A 16,554-nucleotide genomic window follows, 5' to 3' on the forward strand; every position below is an offset into this window, starting at 1 on the left:
CGAGTATGACAGCCAATCTCCCCCCTTGAGGGGAGATGTCCGGTAGGACAGAGGGGGGCAACGTAGAGCATTTGCGTTCCCAGCCCTGCTTGAGCCCTTATCCCCGCATCTTGTCACCGCTCGGATCAAACGGCGGCTCGACATTGATGCGGGCGGGGCGGCGGTGGCCGAGGATCTCGATCTCGAACAGACCTTCGGCCTCGTTGTCGGCAAGCGCTGCCGGCACGTAGCCCTGGGCCATCGATTTCTGGACATAATGGGCATAGCCGCCCGACGTCACCCAGCCGACCACACGCCAGTCGCCGTCGACGATGCCGCGCACGGCGGATGCGCCGGTGGCGGCGTCCGAACCGCGCACTTCCTTGCCTGTCTCATCGAAGCGCGGCGCGCCATAGCCATGCGGTTTCTCGATCGTGCCGAAATCCTTGGCGCCGACCTTGGCCCAGATCGGCTCGTCGCCCATCACGTCGGCATCCTGTGCATCGACATAGAACGAGACCCGGCGCAGCTTTGGTCCTTCGGCATGCTCCTTTGCGGCAGCCTCGCGACCGATGAAGTCGTTTTTTTCGAGCTTGATGAAGCGGTCCATGGCGCCTTCGAACGGGCCATAGATCGGCCTGAGCTCGCGGAACCAGGTCGGGAAGTTCTTCTCGAGACGCATCGACAGCAGCGCGCGCATGCCGAAATCGACGATGCCGAACTCCTCGCCGGCGCCCTTGATCGCCTTGTAGACAAGGCGCTGGTAGGCAGGCGCCATCCAGATCTCGTAGCCGAGATCGCCGGTATAGGTGATGCGGTTGACCATGCAGGGCGCGCCACCGACCGCCATCTCGCGGAAATCCATGAAGCGGAAGGCCTTGCTGGAGACGTCCTCGTCGACAAGCTTGGCCAGCAGCGCCTGCGACTTCGGGCCTGCAATCGACAGGCCGACGAGCGTCTGGTCGAAGCGGTGGATGCGCACCGATCCGTCCTTGGGCAGGTGCTGTTCAAACCAGCGCATGTGATACTTCTGCGCCGCCGACGAGCCCCAGATCATGAACTTGTCGTCGCCTGATTTGGCGATGGTGAAATCGCCGATCAGCCTGCCGAACTCGTTCAGCATCGGCGTCAGCACGATGCGGCCCTTCTTCGGCATGCGGTTGGTCATCAGCCGGTTGAGGAAATCCTCTGCCGCCGGTCCTGACACCTCGTATTTGGCGAAGTTGGCGATTTCGGTGATGCCAACGCGCTCGCGGGTCGCGCGAACCTCGTTGCCGATATGTTCGAAATCGTTGGAACGATGGAACGAGACAATGTCCTCCGGCTCCGTGCCCTTGGGCGCGAACCACAGTGGCGTTTCCAGGCCCCAGCTGTCGCCCATGACGGCGTTGTTGGCCAACATCATGTCGTAGAGTGGCGTCGTTTGTGCCGGCCTTGCGGCCGGGAGCTCTTCATTGGGGAAGCGGATCGAAAACCGGCGCGAGTAGTTCTCGCGCACCTTGGCGTTGGTGTAGCGCAGGCTCGCCCATTCGCCCCAGCGCGCGACATCCATGCCCCAGACGTCGAAGCCTGGGTCGCCATCGACCATCCAGTTGGACAGCGCAAGGCCGACACCGCCGCCCTGGCTGAAGCCGGCCATGACACCGCAGGCGACCCAGAAATTGGTCAGGCCCTGGACCGGGCCGACCAGTGGGTTGCCGTCGGGCGCGAAGGTGAAAGGGCCATTGATGACCTGCTTGATGCCGGCGTTGGCAATGCCGGGGAAGTGCTGGAAACCGATCTCGAGCGAAGGCGCGATGCGGTCGAGATCAGGCGCGAGCAATTCGTGGCCGAAATCCCACGGCGTGTTGACCGGCGACCACGGCTTGCAGGCCTTCTCATAAGTGCCGAGCAGGATGCCGTTGCGTTCTTGGCGCGTGTAGATTTCGCCCTTGAAATCGAGCACGCCGATCATTTCGCGGCCGGTTTCCTTGTTGAAGGCCTCGACCTCGGGCATCGGCTCGGTGAGCAGGTACATGTGCTCCATGGCGAGAACCGGCAGCTCGACGCCGACCATGCGGCCGACTTCGCGGGCCCAAAGGCCACCGCAGTTGACGATGTGCTCGGCCCTGACCGTTCCCTGCTCGGTGACGACGTTCCAGGTGCCGTCGGGGTCCTGCGTCAGCTCCTTGACCGGGTTGCGCAGCACGATTTCGGCGCCGAGCTTCTTCGCTGCCTTGGCGTAGGCGTGCGTCGTGCCGGAAGGATCGAGATGGCCTTCGACCGGGTCCCACATGGCGCCGACGAAGTGCTTTTCGTCCATCAGCGGAAACATCTTCTTGGCTTCGGACGGCGTGATCAGTTCGGTATCCATGCCGAGATAGCGGCCCTTGGCGTGGGCCAGGCGCAGGAAATCCATGCGCTCGGGACTGTCGGCGAGCATGACGCCGCCGGTGAGATGCAGCGAGCAGGACTGGCCGGAAATCTCTTCCAGTTCCTTGTAGAGCTGCACCGTATAAGCCTGCAGTTTGGCAACGTTGGGGTCGCCGTTGAGCGTGTGGAAGCCGCCGGCGGCGTGCCAGGACGAGCCCGACGTGAGTTCCGAACGCTCGATCAGCATGACGTCGGTCCAGCCGGCGCGAGCAAGGTGATAGAGCACCGAGCAGCCCACCACGCCGCCGCCGATGATCACCGCTTTCACATGGGATTTCATGAGGTTATGTCCAGTTGTGCGTAAAACGATTCAGGGAGATGAGGGTCAGGCGGTCGCCACGCCTTCGATTTCCAGAAGCCATGCATCGTCGAAGATGCCGGCGATGATGACCGACATCGCGATCTTGCGGTCGCCGAGCACTTCGGCGCGGATGCGGCGGTTGTCGAGGGCGAAAGCGCGGCTGGAAAGGAAGACCGTCACCTTGACCAAATTGTCGAGGTTCATGCCTGCGGCATGCAACTGCGCTTCGACATTCCGCCAGGCGAGCCAGCACTGGCTGTCGAAATCGTCAGGTACCAAACCATCCTTGGCGACCGGGATCTGGCCGCTGATGTAAAGCGTGCGCGAATTGTTGGTCACCTCGATCGCCTGGGCGTAGCCGCCTGCAGGCATCGGGGCGTCGGGCGAGTTGATCTCTCGTTTGTGCATGGGAAATCTCCTCAGAAATCGGTAGGTGCGCCGCCCTCGGCCTTGCGCTTGTCGACGAAGGCGTTGAGTTCCTCGCGGATGGCCGGATCCATCCATGGCTCCTCATAGGAGGCGAGGCGCTCCTTCCAGACGCGATTTGCCTTTTCGACAGCAGTCGGACTGCCCGCCTCGGCCCAGGTCTCGAAATTGCGCCAGTCGGAAATAACAGGCGAATAGAAGGCATTCTTGTAGCGATCCTGGGTGTGCTGGGTGCCGAAGAAGTGCCCGCCGGGGCCGACGTCGCGGATGGCGTCGATGGCAAGTGCCTCCTCTGACAGGTCGAGCGGCGTCAGGAACTCTGCCACCATCTGCAGCAGGTCGATGTCGAGGATCATCTTCTCGTACGAGCAGCGCAACCCGCCTTCGAGCCAGCCGGCGCCGTGAAGAATGAAGTTGGCGCCGCCCTGGATCGCGCCCCACAGCGAGAACACGCTCTCGTATGCCGCTTGCGCGTCGACCGCATTGGCGGCGCAGACATTCGAAGTGCGGTAGGGGATATTGTAGCGCCGGGCGAGCTGGCCGCCGATCAGCTGGGCCTTCATGTATTCAGGCGTGCCGAAGGCCGGCGCGCCCGACTTCATGTCGACATTGGAGGTGAAGCCGCCATAGCCGACAGGCGCGCCCTTGCGCACCATCTGGGTGAAGGCGAGGCCTGAGAGCGCTTCGGCATTCTGCTGCACCAGGGCGCCGGCAATGGTGACGGGAGCCATCGCACCCGACAGCGTGAACGGTGTGACGATCACCACCTGGCCCATCGACGACATCTGGATGATGCCCTCCATCATCGGCACGTCGAGCTTGAGCGGCGAATTGGTGTTGATGATGGTGTAGACCGACGGCTCTTCCAGCATCTGCTCGCGCGAGATGCCGCGCGCGATGCGGGCGATCTCGATGCCGTCGACGTTGCGCTCCTTGCCGAGCGAATAGATGTGGAACACCTTGTCAGTGAGCGTGGCGAGGTCGCGTATGCATTCGAGGTGACGGGTCGACGGGTGGATGTCGACGGGTTCGACCGGGTAACCGCCCGTGGTGTTCAAGATGTTGTGCATCTGGGCGAGCTTGAGGAAGTTGCGGTAGTCGACCTGGTTGCCCGGCCGCCGGCCGCGGTCGAGATCTGAACAGTTGGGTGCCGAGGCCATCTGCGAAATGACCAGATTGTTGCCGCCGAAACGCACATTATGGGCTGGATTGCGGGCATGCAGGGTGAATTCGGCCGGCGCATGTGAGATCAATTCGAGGATCATGTCGGAATCGAAGCGCACGCGCTCGGAGCCGTCGCGGACATCGGCGCCATGCGCCTTCATGATGCGGCGTGCTTCGTCGTGCAGCACGTCGACGCCGATCTCCTTCAGCACACGCAGCGACGCCAGATGGATCGATTCGAGTTGGTCATCCGAAATCAGCTTGGTCGGCGTGAAGGGTATCTTGAGCTGACGGAAGGGCGGTTGCTCGAACGCGGCGGAGCCACCGGCGCGCTTGCCGGCACGGCCACCACGGCGGGCACGGTCGGCGGCGTGAACCGGTTCGGCAGAGGGCAGGGCCACGGTCATGGGAATCCTCACGGCAAGCTTATTGTCGCGGGCATAATGGACCGGGCGAAAATCCCTCATTGCGGAGGCGGCGACCAATAGCGCGAGCAAAGCGACATGGCGGATGTGTCTGGACCGACGCTCCCCGGCGTGGTGAGGCATGCCGACCGCCGCTGTCAGCGGTTAGGATTGATCATTCCGATTCTGCTGGTGCCCTGCGATGACATTTCCTACCTCCACAGCCGAGCCACCAGTGCGATGGGCAGCACTCGCCAGCGTGACTGCGGCATTGGCCATGTTCGGCCTGGCGCAGGGGCTGAGCTATCCGCTGTTTTCGCTGCTGATGCAAAAGCAGGGGTTGTCGCCGGCGATGATCGGGCTGTCGGCCGCGATGATGCCGCTGGGGCTTGTCGTTTCGGCACCTTTCGTGCCGCTTGCCGTTCGGCTTGCCGGCGCCCGTTGGCTGGCGGTCGGGTGCGCGCTTGGCGGGGCACTCTGCTTCCTCGCCATCGGTTATCTGCAGGATTGGGTGGGCTGGTTCCTGGTTCGCTTCCTCATCGGGGTGATCATCAACCCGCTCTACATTCTCGGCGAGGTGTGGGCCCTGGCACTGGCCACGCCGTCGCGGCGAGGGCGGGTGATGGGCGTGTTCAACACGCTGATGGGGGTCGGATACGCGTCGGGCCCGCTGGTGCTTACGCTCGTCGGTACGTCCGGCTGGACGCCTTTTGCGGTCGCGGTTGCCGGGTTTGTCGCATGCGCCGTCACCCTGCGCATCGTTTCGGCCGATCTTGCCGGGTTCGAAGATGACGGCCAGGCTGTCGGTGGCGTTGCCGGCTTTGCGGTGCTTGCGCCGGCGCTGCTGTTTGCGGTGTTGGTTTCCGCCGCCAACCAGCAGAGCACCTACTCGCTGTTGCCGATCTTCGGCGCTGGCTATGGCCTGCCGGAGGCGGTACTGGCGGCGATGCTGACCGCGCTGTCGCTGGGGAACATCCTGCTGCAGATCCCGCTGGGCCTGATGGCGGAGCGTTTCGGCGGCAGGGCCATGATCGTGTTCTGCGCCGCCACCACGGCAGTGTGCGCCCTGTCGCTGCCAATGCTGATCGCAACCCCGTTCATCTGGCCGGTGCTGGTCGTGCTTGGGGCCGTCGGCTACGGCGTCTACACGATGGCGCTGGTCGAGCTGGGAAACCGCTTCAACGGCACCGCGCTCATTGCCGGAAATGCCGCGTTTGCGCTGATGTGGGGTGTCGGCGGCATTGTCGGGCCGCCCAGTTCGGGCATGGCCATGCAGGCAGTCGGCACGCTGGGACTGCCGATGGTCATGGTCGGGCTCAACGTGATGCTGGTTGCCTTCGCGCTCTATCGCAGTGCGATGCGCCGCTGACTGGATTCAAGTCGGGATAATGAGCAGTGTGGCGACGATCGATGACCGTCGCCACACTGCAAAATCAGTCGGCCTTGGCGATGTGCCAGACGCCGCCCTTGCCGTCGCCGGTTACGTCGCCGGCCTTCTTGTCCTGGATGAACGTATAGAGCGGCTTGCCTTCATAGGCCCACATCTTGGCGCCGTCGTCACGGGTGACGACAGTCCATTCGCCTTCGTCCTTGGCGTCGGCGGCTGCCATCAGCGGTGGCCAGTTGGTGGCGCAGTCGCCATTGCAGGCCGATTTGCCGGCGCTGTCCTTGTCGTAGGTGTAGAGCGTCATGCCTTTGGCATCGGTGTAGATTTTCCCGCCGGCGCCTTCCATGACCTTGGCCGGTTCGGCGGCGAAAGAGAGGGCTGAGCTGGCGAGCAGAATGGCAAATGCGGACAGGATGGTTTTCATGATTGTCGCTCCCTGGGCTGGGCCGGAAAAGCCAGCCACACATGCAGTCAACGCGTCAGGAGTTCGCTCTATTCCCACGATTTTGCTTGAAAGCGGAAATTTCGGGTGCTTGTGGATTGGCAAGGCGCCGGGTTAGAGTGCGCTCATGTGCGCATTTGTGGCCCATATCCCGTTGCCAAGCGCGGTTTCCACGCCATCTCCACGGACGCGGCATACGGAGCTTTTGCGGCTTTGCGCACGCATTGGCTATTCGCCGCCCGCCTGATCTCGAATCCGCCCCGGCGCTTGCCGGATTGATTCAAGAGAAAGGCACAAGTCTATGACTTATCAGAATTATTCGCTGAAGCAGCTTCAGCAGATCGATGCCGCGCACCATCTCCACCCGTTTACCGACCACAAGGAACTGCGCGACATCGGCTCGCGCATGATCACCCGTGCCGAGGGTCCGTTCATCTACGATTCGGAAGGCACGGAACTGCTCGACGGCATGGCCGGCCTGTGGTGCGTTAATGTCGGCTATGGCCGGGACGAACTGGCTGAAGCGGCTTACGCCCAGATGAAGGAAATGCCCTATTACAACTCCTTCTTCAAATGCTCGACACCGACGCCGGTGCTGCTGTCGAAGAAGCTGGCGGAACTTGCGCCCAAAAACATCAACCAGGTGTTCTACGGCTCGTCGGGTTCGGAATCGAACGACACGGCGCTGCGGCTGGTCCGCCACTACTGGGCGCTCGAAGGCAAGCCTGAGAAGAACCGCATCATCTCGCGTAAGATGGCCTATCACGGCTCGACGGTCGCCGGCACCTCGCTCGGCGGCATGGACGGCATGCACCATCAGCTCGGCGGCGCGGTGCCTAACATCGTCCATGTGATGATGCCTTATGCCTACGAACTCGCATTGCCTGATGAAAGCGACCACGATTTCGGCCTGCGTGCTGCCAAGGCGGTCGAGGACGCGATCCTGGAGGCAGGCGCGGACAATGTCGCTGCCTTCATCGGCGAGCCGATCATGGGCGCTGGTGGCGTCAAGATCCCACCGGCAAGCTATTGGCCGGAGATCCAGCGCATCTGCCGCAAATACGACGTGCTTTTGATGCTCGACGAGGTCATCACCGGCTATGGCCGCACCGGCGAGTGGTTCGCGGCACAGACCTTCGGTATCGAAGCCGATACGATCACCACCGCCAAGGCGCTGACCTCAGGCTACCAGCCGCTGTCGGCGCTGCTGGTCGGCGACCGTATTGCTTCGACGCTTGTCGAAAAGGGCGGCGAATTCTACCACGGCTACACCTATTCGGGTCATCCGGTCGCCTGTGCGGTGGCGCTCAAGAACCTCGAGATCATCGAGCGCGAAGGGCTGGTCGAGAGGGTGAAAACCGACACTGGCCCGTATTTCGCCCAAATGCTCAAGCAGCGCATTGGCAGCCATGGCCTCGTCGGCGAGGTGCGTTCGGTCGGCCTGATGGGCGCGATCGAGATCGTCAAGGACAAGGCAACCAAGGAGCGCTTCTCGCCGGGCGGCAGTGCCGCGGTTGTGGTGCGCGACCACGCCATCGCCAACGGCATGATGATGCGCGCCACCGGCGACTCGATGATCCTGTCGCCGCCGCTGATCTGGACGCGTGCGACCATCGACATGGCCTGTGACCGTATCCTCAAGGCGCTCGACCTTGCCGAAGCCGATTTGAGGAAAGCCTGATGCTAATATGCCGGGTGGGGGAAATCCTGCCGGCATTCACTCCGGGAGACAATGATGAGCGGCAAACCGATCGTGCCTTTGATCCAGTATGAGGATGCAAGCGAGGCGGTCCGCGCCGTCTATGACGACATCATGGCTGTCAGGAAGGTCGACTGGATCAACAATTTCTGGAAGGTGCTGGCGCATGATCCGGCACTGCTCAAGCGTACCTGGGAGTCGGTGCGTGAGGTCATGGCACCGGGCGCGCTCGATGCGCTCACCAAGGAACTGATCTACATCGCCGTTTCTGCGACCAATGGCTGCGAATACTGCACCTACTCCCATACGGCTGCGGCACGCAGCAAAGGCATGAGCGAAGCGCAACTGATGGAATTGCTCGCCGTCGTCGGCATGGCCAACGAGACGAACCGCCTTGCCAATGGCCTTAGGCCGCCTGTCGATGTGCAATTCGAGCCAGCAGGCTGAGGCGTATCGGCTTGTTCATGACAGTGCGGGAGCGTATATTGTGCACTGCACAATGAGTTCGCCCGCATATGCGGGCAGCCAAAAGTTGCCGGAGTGCGCCACATGAAGAACAGACGGTTGGCAAGGGCCTCGCGCCAATCCACCGCCATTGCCGGCAATTTGATGCTGGCGCCGATGGTCATGGCCATGCGGTTGCCAATGATGGCGACCGAAGCGCGCAATGGCGGGCCGCTGCGCGGTGAAAGCCTGGCGGCGGTGACCGAAAAGACCACGGCGCTCGCCGAGGGCATGGTGGCAGCGCAGATGTCGTATTTCCAGTCGGCAATGCAATTCTGGCCGGAAGTGCTGTCGGGGCGCACGCCTTCGGTGCTGAACGGCGTTGCCGCGCAGAAATCGGTCGCGGCTGCAATGCGGCCGGCGAGCAATCGCGTGCGCGCCAATTTTCGTCGGCTGGCGACGAAGTCCCACACGTAAAGGCTGGGGCTTAACGCAAAAACCGCGTCCCGGACGGGAACGCGGCTTTGCCACTTCAACGCATGGCCCTTCGCGACGCTTGACCAGCGAAGGTTTACAGCTCCGGTACGCGAGACCTGATCCGGAGCCAGAGGCGGCTGCGAAGCCCGCCCTTGCCAACCTTTTTAGCTGGACATCGTTACCGCGTGGTTATCGAGAGCTTAAGCAAACCTAAATTTTGAACTTTTTTGGACGGATCAGGCGGTCTCGCCACGCAGGAACTTGATGATGCCGGAGAAATCGGTGCCGCCATTGCCGAGCGCCGAATAAAGCGCATAGAGTTGGGTCGCCTCAGCACCGAGGGGGGTGACAGCGCCGGCCTGCTGGGCCGCTTCCTGCGACAGCTTGAGGTCCTTGAGCATCAGGGCCGCGGCAAAGCCCGGCTGGTAGTCGCGATTGGCCGGCGAATTCGGCACCGGGCCGGGGACCGGGCAATAGGATGTCAGCGACCAGCACTGACCCGAAGAGGTCGAGGCGACGTCAAACAGCGCCTGGTGCGACAGGCCGAGCTTTTCGGCAAGCACGAAGGCTTCGGCAACGCCGATCATCGAGATGCCGAGGATCATGTTGTTGCAGATCTTGGCTGCCTGGCCGGCACCGGCGTTGCCGCAATGGACGATGCGTCCGGCCATCGGCTTGAGCACCGGTTCGGCCACATCGAATGCCGTCTGTGCACCGCCTGCCATGAAGGTCAGTGTGCCAGCGGTGGCGCCACCGGTTCCACCCGAGACCGGCGCGTCGACCGACAGCAGGCCGTGCTGAGCGGCGATGGCGTGCGCCTTGCGCGCGGAATCGACGTCGATGGTCGAGGAGTTCGATGAGCAACACGCCCTGCTTCAGCTTTGGCGCGATGTCCTCGTAGACGGAAAGCACATGCTTGCCGGCCGGCAGCATGGTGATGACCACATCGGCATCCTTTGCAGCAGCGGCCGCATTGGCCATGACGGTGACGCCGTTGTTGCGCGCCGTCTCGAGATGCTCGGGCATCAGGTCGAAGCCGAGGACCGTGTGGCCGGCCTTGACGAGATTGGCGGCCATGGGGTTGCCCATGTTGCCCAGTCCGATGAAGGCGATGGTGGTCATTGGGTGGTTCCTCCATTGGGAAGGGAATAGGGCACTAAGGCAGTAGGGCAATAGGGCAATAGGGAGTGAAGGCCGCAGTTTACTGCCTCATTGCCTTACTCCCCTACTGCCCTCGACCTGCTATTTTCCAATCAAATGCCTGGCGATGATGACGCGCATGATCTCGTTGGTGCCTTCGAGGATCTGGTGAACGCGCAGGTCGCGCACCAGCTTCTCGATGCCGTAGTCGTGCAGGTAGCCGTAGCCGCCGAGCAGTTGCAGGGCGTCGTTGGCGATGTCGAAGCCGGTGTCGGTGACGAAACGCTTGGCCATGGCCGACCATTTCGAGGCATCATGGGCCTTTCGGTCGAGCTTGGAAGCGGCGGCGTAGAGGAACAGGCGCGAGGCCTGCAACTCGGTTTCCATATCGGCGAGGCGGAACTGCAATGCCTGGAAGCGGTCGATGGTCTGGCCAAAGGCCTTGCGCTCGGCCGTGTAGGCCAGCGCCTTGTCGAGCGCGGACTGGGCGCCGCCGACAGAGCAGGCGGCGATGTTGAGCCTGCCGCCGTCGAGACCGGCCATGGCGATGCCGAAGCCAGCACCTTCGTCGGAAAGCAGGTTTTCCGCCGGCACTTTACAGTCGTCGAAGATGACCTGGCGGGTCGACTGCATGTGCCAGCCCATCTTGTGCTCGTTGGCGCCGAAGGAGAGGCCGGGCGCGTCCTTGGGCACGACCAGCGTCGAAATGCCCTTGGGGCCGTCGGCGCCGGTGCGGACCATCGCGACGTAGACGTCGCTATCGCCAGCGCCTGATATGAACTGCTTGGTGCCATTGACGACGAAGTCGCTGCCGTTGCCGCCACTGCGCACCGCTTTCGTCTTGAGCGCGGCGGCGTCCGAGCCAGAGCCCGGTTCGGTCAGGCAATAGCTGGCGAGCCATTCCATCGACGTCAGCTTGGGCAACAGGCGCTGGCGCTGCTCCTCGTTGCCGAACCGGTCGATCATCGACGCGGCCATGTTGTGGATCGAAATGAAAGACGAGAAACCCGGGCAGGCATGTGCCAGCTGCTCGAAGACGAGCACCGCGTCGAGGCGGGTGAGGGCGGATCCGCCGACATCTTCCTTGACATAAAGGCCGCCGAAGCCGAGCTGGCCGGTCTCTCTGATGACGTCTTCGGGGAAGTGCTTGGCCTTGTCCCATTCGAGCGCAAAGGGCGCCACCTTCTCGGCGGCGAAACTGCCCGCCATTTCGCGGATGGCCAGCTGATCTTCGTTGAGCTCAAACTGACCGGCGGTCGCGTCGATTGCGGCGTCCATGTCGGCCTCCCTGTCGTTTTTTTGGCTATGCGCGGGCCTCAATCTAGACCAATGATGCGGCCGCGCAACCCGACCTTCAACAGAGCGGCTGTGCGCAAATGCATGGGCGAGAACGGATGTGACGACAAATTTTGATGGCCTGCAGCAAGCCTTCAGAGAATATGTTGAGGCAACCGATTCGGTGGTACCGGTAGGCTCGTTCCTCGGTGATATCGACTGGGAAATGCCCGCCCGCCCGTTGAAGCCAAACGGTGTCAAATGTTCGAACCTTCTCGATCGCACCATTGAATTGGCTCCCGCCGAGTTCTCGACCGTTGGCGAGAATTCTCGCAGAACAACGCGATGAACTGCGCTGGGGCCAGACCTACACAGCCGCCGATTTCGGCCAGCGTTTCATCGACAACTATGGCTGGGTGGAGCTTTTCGGCACCCGTGGCCACTATATCAACGACAAGGTCGCAGCAGGGTTTCTCGTGCTCGGCCCCGGTATCGAGTACCCCGACCATCACCATCTCGCCGAAGAGGTCTACATCCCGCTGACCGGCGGCGCCGCGTGGCGCATGGGCGACGCGCCGTTTCGCGAAAGATGTGGCGGCGAGGTGATCCATCACGCCTCCAACATGAAGCACGCCATGCGCACCGGCAGCGAACCGCTGCTCGCGCTCTATCTCTGGCGCGGCGGCCCGCTAGCGGCCAAGTCGACGGTGACCGGAACGATCGCCGGCGGAAAGGACTGACCATGGCCAAGGCGATCATGCTTCAGGGCACCGGCTCGGATGTTGGCAAGACGGTCCTTGTGGCCGGATTGTGCCGGGCGGCGCGCAATCGCGGGCTGAGCGTCAGGCCGTTCAAACCGCAGAACATGTCCAACAATGCCGCTGTCGCCGACATTCCGGGCGAGGCGGGCGGCGGCGAGATCGGCCGCGCACAATGGCTGCAGGCGATCGCCTGCGGCGTGAAGCCGTCGATCCACATGAACCCGGTGCTGCTCAAGCCACAGAGCGATATCGGCAGCCAGGTGGTGGTGCAGGGCAAGGTCTTTGGTCACGCCAAGGCGCGCGACTATCAGGAACTGAAGCCCAAATTGATGGGCGCCGTGCTCGATTCCTGGCAAAAGCTGGGCGAGGGTGCCGACCTGATCATCGTCGAAGGCGCGGGCTCGCCGGCCGAGATCAACCTGCGTCCGCGCGACATCGCCAATATGGGTTTTGCCACTCGCGCCGACGTGCCGGTGATCCTTGTCGGCGACATCGACCGGGGCGGGGTTATCGCCTCGGTTGCCGGCACGCACCTGATCCTGCCGGAAGAGGACCGGCGCATGATCGTCGGCTACCTCATCAACAAGTTCCGCGGCGATGCCAGCCTGTTCGACGAGGGCATAACGGCGATCGGCCGTTTCACCGGCTGGCACTGCTTCGGCGTCGTGCCGTGGCTCAAGGCGGCGGCACTGTTGCCGTCGGAGGATTCGGTGATCCTCGAAAGGCTGGCCGGCGGCGAGAAGCGGGCGCTCAAGGTTGCCGTGCCGATGCTCGGCCGAATTGCCAATTTCGACGATCTCGATCCGCTGCGGGCCGAACCGCAGGTCGAGGTGGTGTTCGTGCCGCCAGGCCAGCGGCTGCCCGACGACGCCGGACTGGTGGTCATTCCGGGATCGAAATCGACGATCGGCGATCTGATGATGTTCCGCGAAAACGGCTGGGACCGCGATCTCGAGGCGCATCGCCGGCGCGGCGGCCATGTCGTCGGCATCTGTGGCGGCTATCAGATGCTCGGTCGCCTGGTGCGCGATCCCGACGGTATCGAGGGCAGTGTGACCGAAGCCGAGGGGCTCGGCCTGCTCGATGTCGAAACGGTGATGGAGCCCGAAAAGACGGTGCGCAACGTCGAGGCGCGTTCGGTGCGCTATGGCGAGCCGCTGTCGGGCTACGAGATCCATCTCGGCAAGACGACGGGTGCCGATTGCGTCAGGCCCACCGCAGTCATCAACGGTGCCGACGACGGTGCGACCTCGGCCGACGGCAAGGTGTTTGGCACCTATATGCACGGCCTGTTTGGTGCCGACGGCTTTCGCGGGCGGTTCCTCGAAAGCCTTGGTATCAAGGGCGGCGGCATCGACTATCGCGCCGAAGTCGAGCGCGCGCTCGATGAGATCGCCGACCACCTCGAACGCCATCTTGACTGCGACGCGATTTTTGCCGCCGCGCGCTGATGCCAATCAGGCGGCCGGCTCGCCTGCTTTCGGCCAGTAGGTCCCAACGCTCCAGATATTGCCTTCGGGGTCGCGGCAGATGAATTCGCGGCTGCCATAGTCGCGGTCGGTGAGGTCCTGGACGATGACGGCACCTGCCGATTTGGCCTGGGCGTGGACCGCATCGACGTCTTCGACCGCCACATAGATGGACTTGCCGCCGTTCTGGCCGGGTTCGCCGACGATCGCGCCGTAAACGTCGGGGCGCGATGATCCGATCATGATCATCGACGAGCCCAGAGCCAGTTCGGCGTGGCCGACCTCGTCGCCGTCCATGTATTGGGCGTGCACGGAAAAACCCAATGCTTCGCCCAGCCAATCGATCATTCGGGCAGCGTTGTTGTAGCGCAGTGTCGGGAATATGCGCGGAGCTTCGAGAGCGGGCATCTGCTGCCTCCTTTGGGGCGTTGAACGATGACCCACTGTGGCCGAATGCCCGATAGCGGTATTGAACAAATGTTACCGGCTCAGACGAGCCCGGTCGGTGTCGCGCCGGCAAGCTCGCGGAACTCGCGGATGAGGTGCGCCTGATCGGCATAACCGCACTCGGCTGCAAGCTCGGCCCAGCCGGCGCGATTGGCCTGTTTTGAAAGGCTTGCGGCGCGATTGAACCTGACGATGCGCGCAATGGCTTTGGGTCCGACGCCGACCTGGTCGGCGAAGCGCGCGGCCAGGTGTTTGCGGCTCCAGCCGATCTCGGTGGCGATGTTTGCGATGCGGCTCCGGCCACCGCTTGCCATGATTTTTCCAAGCGCCCAGCTGACTTCGCTCGATGCTGAAGCCGTTTTGATCAGGCGTTCGACGATGAAAGCCTCTGTCATGTCGAGGCGCCGATGCCAGTCGGTCTGCTCGCCAAGCCGTTCGTGCAGATGATGACCCGAGGCACCAAGCAAGTCGTCGAATGGCACCATGCGGTCGGCCAGCTCGCTCATCGGCATGCCGAGGAAGCGGCGAGCGCCAAGCGGGGTGAAGTTGACCTGGATGCAGCAGGACCGGCCGAAGGAATCGATAACCACCGGCCCGGCATGAATGCCTGCGGCAAAACTGGCGAAACGGTCGTTATCGCCAGGCACGCGGCTCAGGCCGATGGCGAAGGGTTCGCCGAAGCTGATGACCAGCGGCACATCAAGCGAGGCGGCTTCGGTCTGGCGGCTGTAGAGGGGAGCAAGTTCGCGAAAGCCGATGAGGTCGGTGACGATCCCCGCAAGCATCGCCGACGGCGCGCGCCGCACATATTCGAACTGCCCGTGGACAGGCGCAGCCGGTGCTTCGGACGATCGTTGGCCGCTTGCCATGGTGCTGGTTCCGAGGGTCCATCAGACGTTACCAGCCCTGCAATTGACGGTCAAAGTAACGTCAGAAACCGATTATCAAGCGCAGCGGGTTGGTGGGGTCGATGAGCAGACGGATAGCGAGTGCAACGCAGGTGCAGACCAGGAGCGGCTTGATCAGCCTGGCGCCGTTGCGCATCGCCATGTGGGCGCCGAGCCGCGCTCCGAGGAACTGGGCGACCCCCATCAGCAGTCCGATCTTCCAGGCGACGACCCCGACAGAGGCAAAGACCAGGAAGCTGCCGACATTCGAGGCGAAGTTGAGCAGCTTGGTGTGGGCGGTCGCCTTGAGCACGCCGAACCCGGCAAGGGCGACGAAAGCGAGCATGAAAAATGAGCCTGCGCCGGGACCGAACACGCCGTCATAAAAGCCGATCAGCGGCACCACGGTCAGTCCGAACAACAGGGGCGGCAAGCGTTCGACGCGATCGACGTCGTCCATGTTGGGCTTGAACGCGAAGTACAGCGCGATCGTGATAAGCAGGAACGGCAGAAAGATGCGCAGGATGTCGCCGGGCAGGACCGTCGCCAGCATTGCGCCGAGCATCGCGCCGACGAATGAAATGGCTGCAAACGGCAATTGCTTGCGCAAATCGACATGGCCCTTGGCGGCGTAGCTGATGGTGGCCGAGCCTGAACCGAACAGCGATTGCAGCTTGTTGGTGCCGAGCGCCTCGAGTGGCGGCAGGCCGGCGAGCAGCAGTGCCGGAATGGCGATCAGGCCGCCGCCGCCGGCGATGGAATCGATGAAGCCGGCGATGAAGGCAGCCGCGATCAGGATCAGCAGGGTTTCGGTGGCTATGTCGAACATCGGTGCGGAGATCTGTCCAGGAGGATGAGGCCTTCGACCACAGCGCATCCGCTTGCGCAATAGCGCGTCGGCGGCAATGCTGGCCCAGCCATTGGGCCAAGTGTTTTTCGTCAAGCATTGCTCTATATCGGAACTGTAACCGCTTCGATGGAAGGGATTCGCATGGCGACAGGATTGCTGACCCAGATTCGCAACATGTTCGAGGGCGACCCAGGTGTGCGCAAGGTTGCCGACGATCCTGTGCTTTCGGCCGAATTGTTGCTGCTGTTCCGGATGATCCTGGCTGACGGCGTTGCCAGCGAAAGCGAGATGGTCGCTTTTCGTCGGATCTGCACCGAAGCCTTTGGCATTGCCGAAGGCAGCATCGATGCCGTTGTCGAGTATCTCAATGAGTTCGGCTACGAGACCAATGGTTCGCAGGCGATTGCGATGTTTCGCGATCTCGATGTCGAGCGGCGCAGGCAGCTGGCGCGCCACATGGCCGATATCGCCAAGGCCGACTCGCATCTGGCGGAGAACGAGGTCAAGCTTTTGCGCCGCACGCTGGACCTGCTTGGCATCAGCCCTGTCGACGTGGTGAAGCCGGCGACCTAGACCTTTTCAGCGCGGCC

15 protein-coding genes and 1 pseudogene are annotated in these 16,554 nt (G+C 62.8%); 7 read left to right on the forward strand and 9 right to left on the reverse strand.

What is annotated here, in order from left to right; translation table 11 throughout:
- Positions 1-97 precede the first annotated feature (97 nt).
- Genes ACHMW7_RS15355 through ACHMW7_RS15365 form a run of 3 tightly spaced genes read right to left on the reverse strand, consistent with a single transcriptional unit; the run spans position 98 to position 4,689 of the window.
- Complete coding sequence (locus tag ACHMW7_RS15355) at positions 98-2,671, reverse strand: FAD-dependent oxidoreductase (RefSeq protein WP_395451037.1); 2,574 nt, start codon at positions 2,669-2,671, stop codon at positions 98-100.
- 45 nt (positions 2,672-2,716) lie between these two features.
- Positions 2,717-3,100 (reverse strand): RidA family protein, encoded by a 384-nt coding sequence (locus ACHMW7_RS15360; protein ID WP_395451038.1) that lies wholly within the window; start codon positions 3,098-3,100, stop codon positions 2,717-2,719.
- Positions 3,101-3,111: 11 nt separating this feature from the next.
- Positions 3,112-4,689 carry a trimethylamine methyltransferase family protein gene (locus ACHMW7_RS15365; RefSeq protein WP_395451039.1) on the reverse strand — a complete coding sequence of 526 codons (1,578 nt, stop codon included), beginning with the start codon at positions 4,687-4,689 and terminating at the stop codon, positions 3,112-3,114.
- Between the two features lie 199 nt (positions 4,690-4,888).
- Between ACHMW7_RS15365 and ACHMW7_RS15370 the strand changes: the two genes are divergently transcribed.
- Positions 4,889-6,055: an MFS transporter gene (locus ACHMW7_RS15370; RefSeq protein ID WP_395451040.1), complete on the forward strand. Its 1,167-nt coding sequence runs from the start codon at positions 4,889-4,891 to the stop codon at positions 6,053-6,055.
- Positions 6,056-6,119: 64 nt separating this feature from the next.
- Here the strand turns inward: ACHMW7_RS15370 and ACHMW7_RS15375 are convergent, their stop codons facing one another.
- The gene (locus ACHMW7_RS15375) at positions 6,120-6,497 is read right to left on the reverse strand and encodes a hypothetical protein (protein ID WP_395451041.1); all 378 of its coding nucleotides are present in this window, start codon (positions 6,495-6,497) and stop codon (positions 6,120-6,122) included.
- A gap of 319 nt (positions 6,498-6,816) precedes the next feature.
- Between ACHMW7_RS15375 and ACHMW7_RS15380 the strand changes: the two genes are divergently transcribed.
- From ACHMW7_RS15380 to ACHMW7_RS15390, 3 genes are all read left to right on the forward strand, one after another.
- Positions 6,817-8,196: an aspartate aminotransferase family protein gene (locus tag ACHMW7_RS15380; RefSeq protein WP_395451042.1), complete on the forward strand. Its 1,380-nt coding sequence runs from the start codon at positions 6,817-6,819 to the stop codon at positions 8,194-8,196.
- Positions 8,197-8,247: 51 nt separating this feature from the next.
- Positions 8,248-8,661 carry a carboxymuconolactone decarboxylase family protein gene (locus ACHMW7_RS15385; RefSeq protein WP_395451043.1) on the forward strand — a complete coding sequence of 138 codons (414 nt, stop codon included), beginning with the start codon at positions 8,248-8,250 and terminating at the stop codon, positions 8,659-8,661.
- Between the two features lie 102 nt (positions 8,662-8,763).
- Positions 8,764-9,135 carry a hypothetical protein gene (locus ACHMW7_RS15390; protein WP_395451044.1) on the forward strand — a complete coding sequence of 124 codons (372 nt, stop codon included), beginning with the start codon at positions 8,764-8,766 and terminating at the stop codon, positions 9,133-9,135.
- A gap of 236 nt (positions 9,136-9,371) precedes the next feature.
- On the opposite strand, the pseudogene mmsB reads toward ACHMW7_RS15390, so the two are convergent.
- Both mmsB and ACHMW7_RS15400 read right to left on the reverse strand, forming a co-directional pair.
- Positions 9,372-10,257: pseudogene (gene mmsB / locus ACHMW7_RS15395) on the reverse strand (3-hydroxyisobutyrate dehydrogenase).
- Positions 10,258-10,377: 120 nt separating this feature from the next.
- A complete protein-coding gene (locus tag ACHMW7_RS15400) occupies positions 10,378-11,553 on the reverse strand; it encodes an isobutyryl-CoA dehydrogenase (RefSeq protein ID WP_395451045.1) in 1,176 nt (391 codons plus the stop codon).
- A 314-nt stretch (positions 11,554-11,867) separates the two neighbouring features.
- Here ACHMW7_RS15400 and ACHMW7_RS15405 point away from each other — a divergent pair, with 314 nt between their 5' ends.
- Together ACHMW7_RS15405 and ACHMW7_RS15410 are read left to right on the forward strand one after the other, a co-directional pair.
- Positions 11,868-12,290, forward strand: a complete 423-nt coding sequence (locus ACHMW7_RS15405) for a dimethylsulfonioproprionate lyase family protein (RefSeq protein WP_395451046.1) — start codon at positions 11,868-11,870, stop codon at positions 12,288-12,290.
- A 2-nt stretch (positions 12,291-12,292) separates the two neighbouring features.
- Entirely contained in the window at positions 12,293-13,762 is a 1,470-nt protein-coding gene (locus ACHMW7_RS15410) for a cobyric acid synthase (RefSeq protein ID WP_395451047.1), read from the forward strand.
- Between the two features lie 6 nt (positions 13,763-13,768).
- Here the strand turns inward: ACHMW7_RS15410 and ACHMW7_RS15415 are convergent, their stop codons facing one another.
- The 3 genes from ACHMW7_RS15415 to ACHMW7_RS15425 all read right to left on the reverse strand — a co-directional run bounded on the left by ACHMW7_RS15415 (position 13,769) and on the right by ACHMW7_RS15425 (position 15,943).
- A complete protein-coding gene (locus ACHMW7_RS15415) occupies positions 13,769-14,188 on the reverse strand; it encodes a VOC family protein (protein ID WP_395451048.1) in 420 nt (139 codons plus the stop codon).
- An 80-nt stretch (positions 14,189-14,268) separates the two neighbouring features.
- Positions 14,269-15,096: a helix-turn-helix domain-containing protein gene (locus tag ACHMW7_RS15420; RefSeq protein WP_395451049.1), complete on the reverse strand. Its 828-nt coding sequence runs from the start codon at positions 15,094-15,096 to the stop codon at positions 14,269-14,271.
- Between the two features lie 61 nt (positions 15,097-15,157).
- The gene (locus tag ACHMW7_RS15425; protein WP_395451050.1) at positions 15,158-15,943 is read right to left on the reverse strand and encodes a TSUP family transporter; all 786 of its coding nucleotides are present in this window, start codon (positions 15,941-15,943) and stop codon (positions 15,158-15,160) included.
- A 162-nt stretch (positions 15,944-16,105) separates the two neighbouring features.
- Here ACHMW7_RS15425 and ACHMW7_RS15430 point away from each other — a divergent pair, with 162 nt between their 5' ends.
- The gene (locus tag ACHMW7_RS15430; protein ID WP_395451051.1) at positions 16,106-16,537 is read left to right on the forward strand and encodes a TerB family tellurite resistance protein; all 432 of its coding nucleotides are present in this window, start codon (positions 16,106-16,108) and stop codon (positions 16,535-16,537) included.
- The last annotated feature ends 17 nt before the right edge of the window (positions 16,538-16,554 follow it).

It is taken from the genome of Aminobacter sp. UC22_36 (assembly GCF_044056035.1).
Classification (GTDB): domain Bacteria; phylum Pseudomonadota; class Alphaproteobacteria; order Rhizobiales; family Rhizobiaceae; genus Aminobacter.

What these genes read in the sequence shown, in the direction of transcription:
- ACHMW7_RS15355 (WP_395451037.1), bottom strand. Translation starts at nt 2,671, where the DNA reads ATGAAATCCCATGTGAAAGCGGTGATCATCGGCGGCGGCGTGGTGGGC.
- ACHMW7_RS15360 (WP_395451038.1), bottom strand. Translation starts at nt 3,100, where the DNA reads ATGCACAAACGAGAGATCAACTCGCCCGACGCCCCGATGCCTGCAGGC.
- ACHMW7_RS15365 (WP_395451039.1), bottom strand. Translation starts at nt 4,689, where the DNA reads ATGACCGTGGCCCTGCCCTCTGCCGAACCGGTTCACGCCGCCGACCGT.
- ACHMW7_RS15370 (WP_395451040.1), top strand. Translation starts at nt 4,889, where the DNA reads ATGACATTTCCTACCTCCACAGCCGAGCCACCAGTGCGATGGGCAGCA.
- ACHMW7_RS15375 (WP_395451041.1), bottom strand. Translation starts at nt 6,497, where the DNA reads ATGAAAACCATCCTGTCCGCATTTGCCATTCTGCTCGCCAGCTCAGCC.
- ACHMW7_RS15380 (WP_395451042.1), top strand. Translation starts at nt 6,817, where the DNA reads ATGACTTATCAGAATTATTCGCTGAAGCAGCTTCAGCAGATCGATGCC.
- ACHMW7_RS15385 (WP_395451043.1), top strand. Translation starts at nt 8,248, where the DNA reads ATGATGAGCGGCAAACCGATCGTGCCTTTGATCCAGTATGAGGATGCA.
- ACHMW7_RS15390 (WP_395451044.1), top strand. Translation starts at nt 8,764, where the DNA reads ATGAAGAACAGACGGTTGGCAAGGGCCTCGCGCCAATCCACCGCCATT.
- ACHMW7_RS15400 (WP_395451045.1), bottom strand. Translation starts at nt 11,553, where the DNA reads ATGGACGCCGCAATCGACGCGACCGCCGGTCAGTTTGAGCTCAACGAA.
- ACHMW7_RS15410 (WP_395451047.1), top strand. Translation starts at nt 12,293, where the DNA reads ATGGCCAAGGCGATCATGCTTCAGGGCACCGGCTCGGATGTTGGCAAG.
- ACHMW7_RS15415 (WP_395451048.1), bottom strand. Translation starts at nt 14,188, where the DNA reads ATGCCCGCTCTCGAAGCTCCGCGCATATTCCCGACACTGCGCTACAAC.
- ACHMW7_RS15420 (WP_395451049.1), bottom strand. Translation starts at nt 15,096, where the DNA reads ATGGCAAGCGGCCAACGATCGTCCGAAGCACCGGCTGCGCCTGTCCAC.
- ACHMW7_RS15425 (WP_395451050.1), bottom strand. Translation starts at nt 15,943, where the DNA reads ATGTTCGACATAGCCACCGAAACCCTGCTGATCCTGATCGCGGCTGCC.
- ACHMW7_RS15430 (WP_395451051.1), top strand. Translation starts at nt 16,106, where the DNA reads ATGGCGACAGGATTGCTGACCCAGATTCGCAACATGTTCGAGGGCGAC.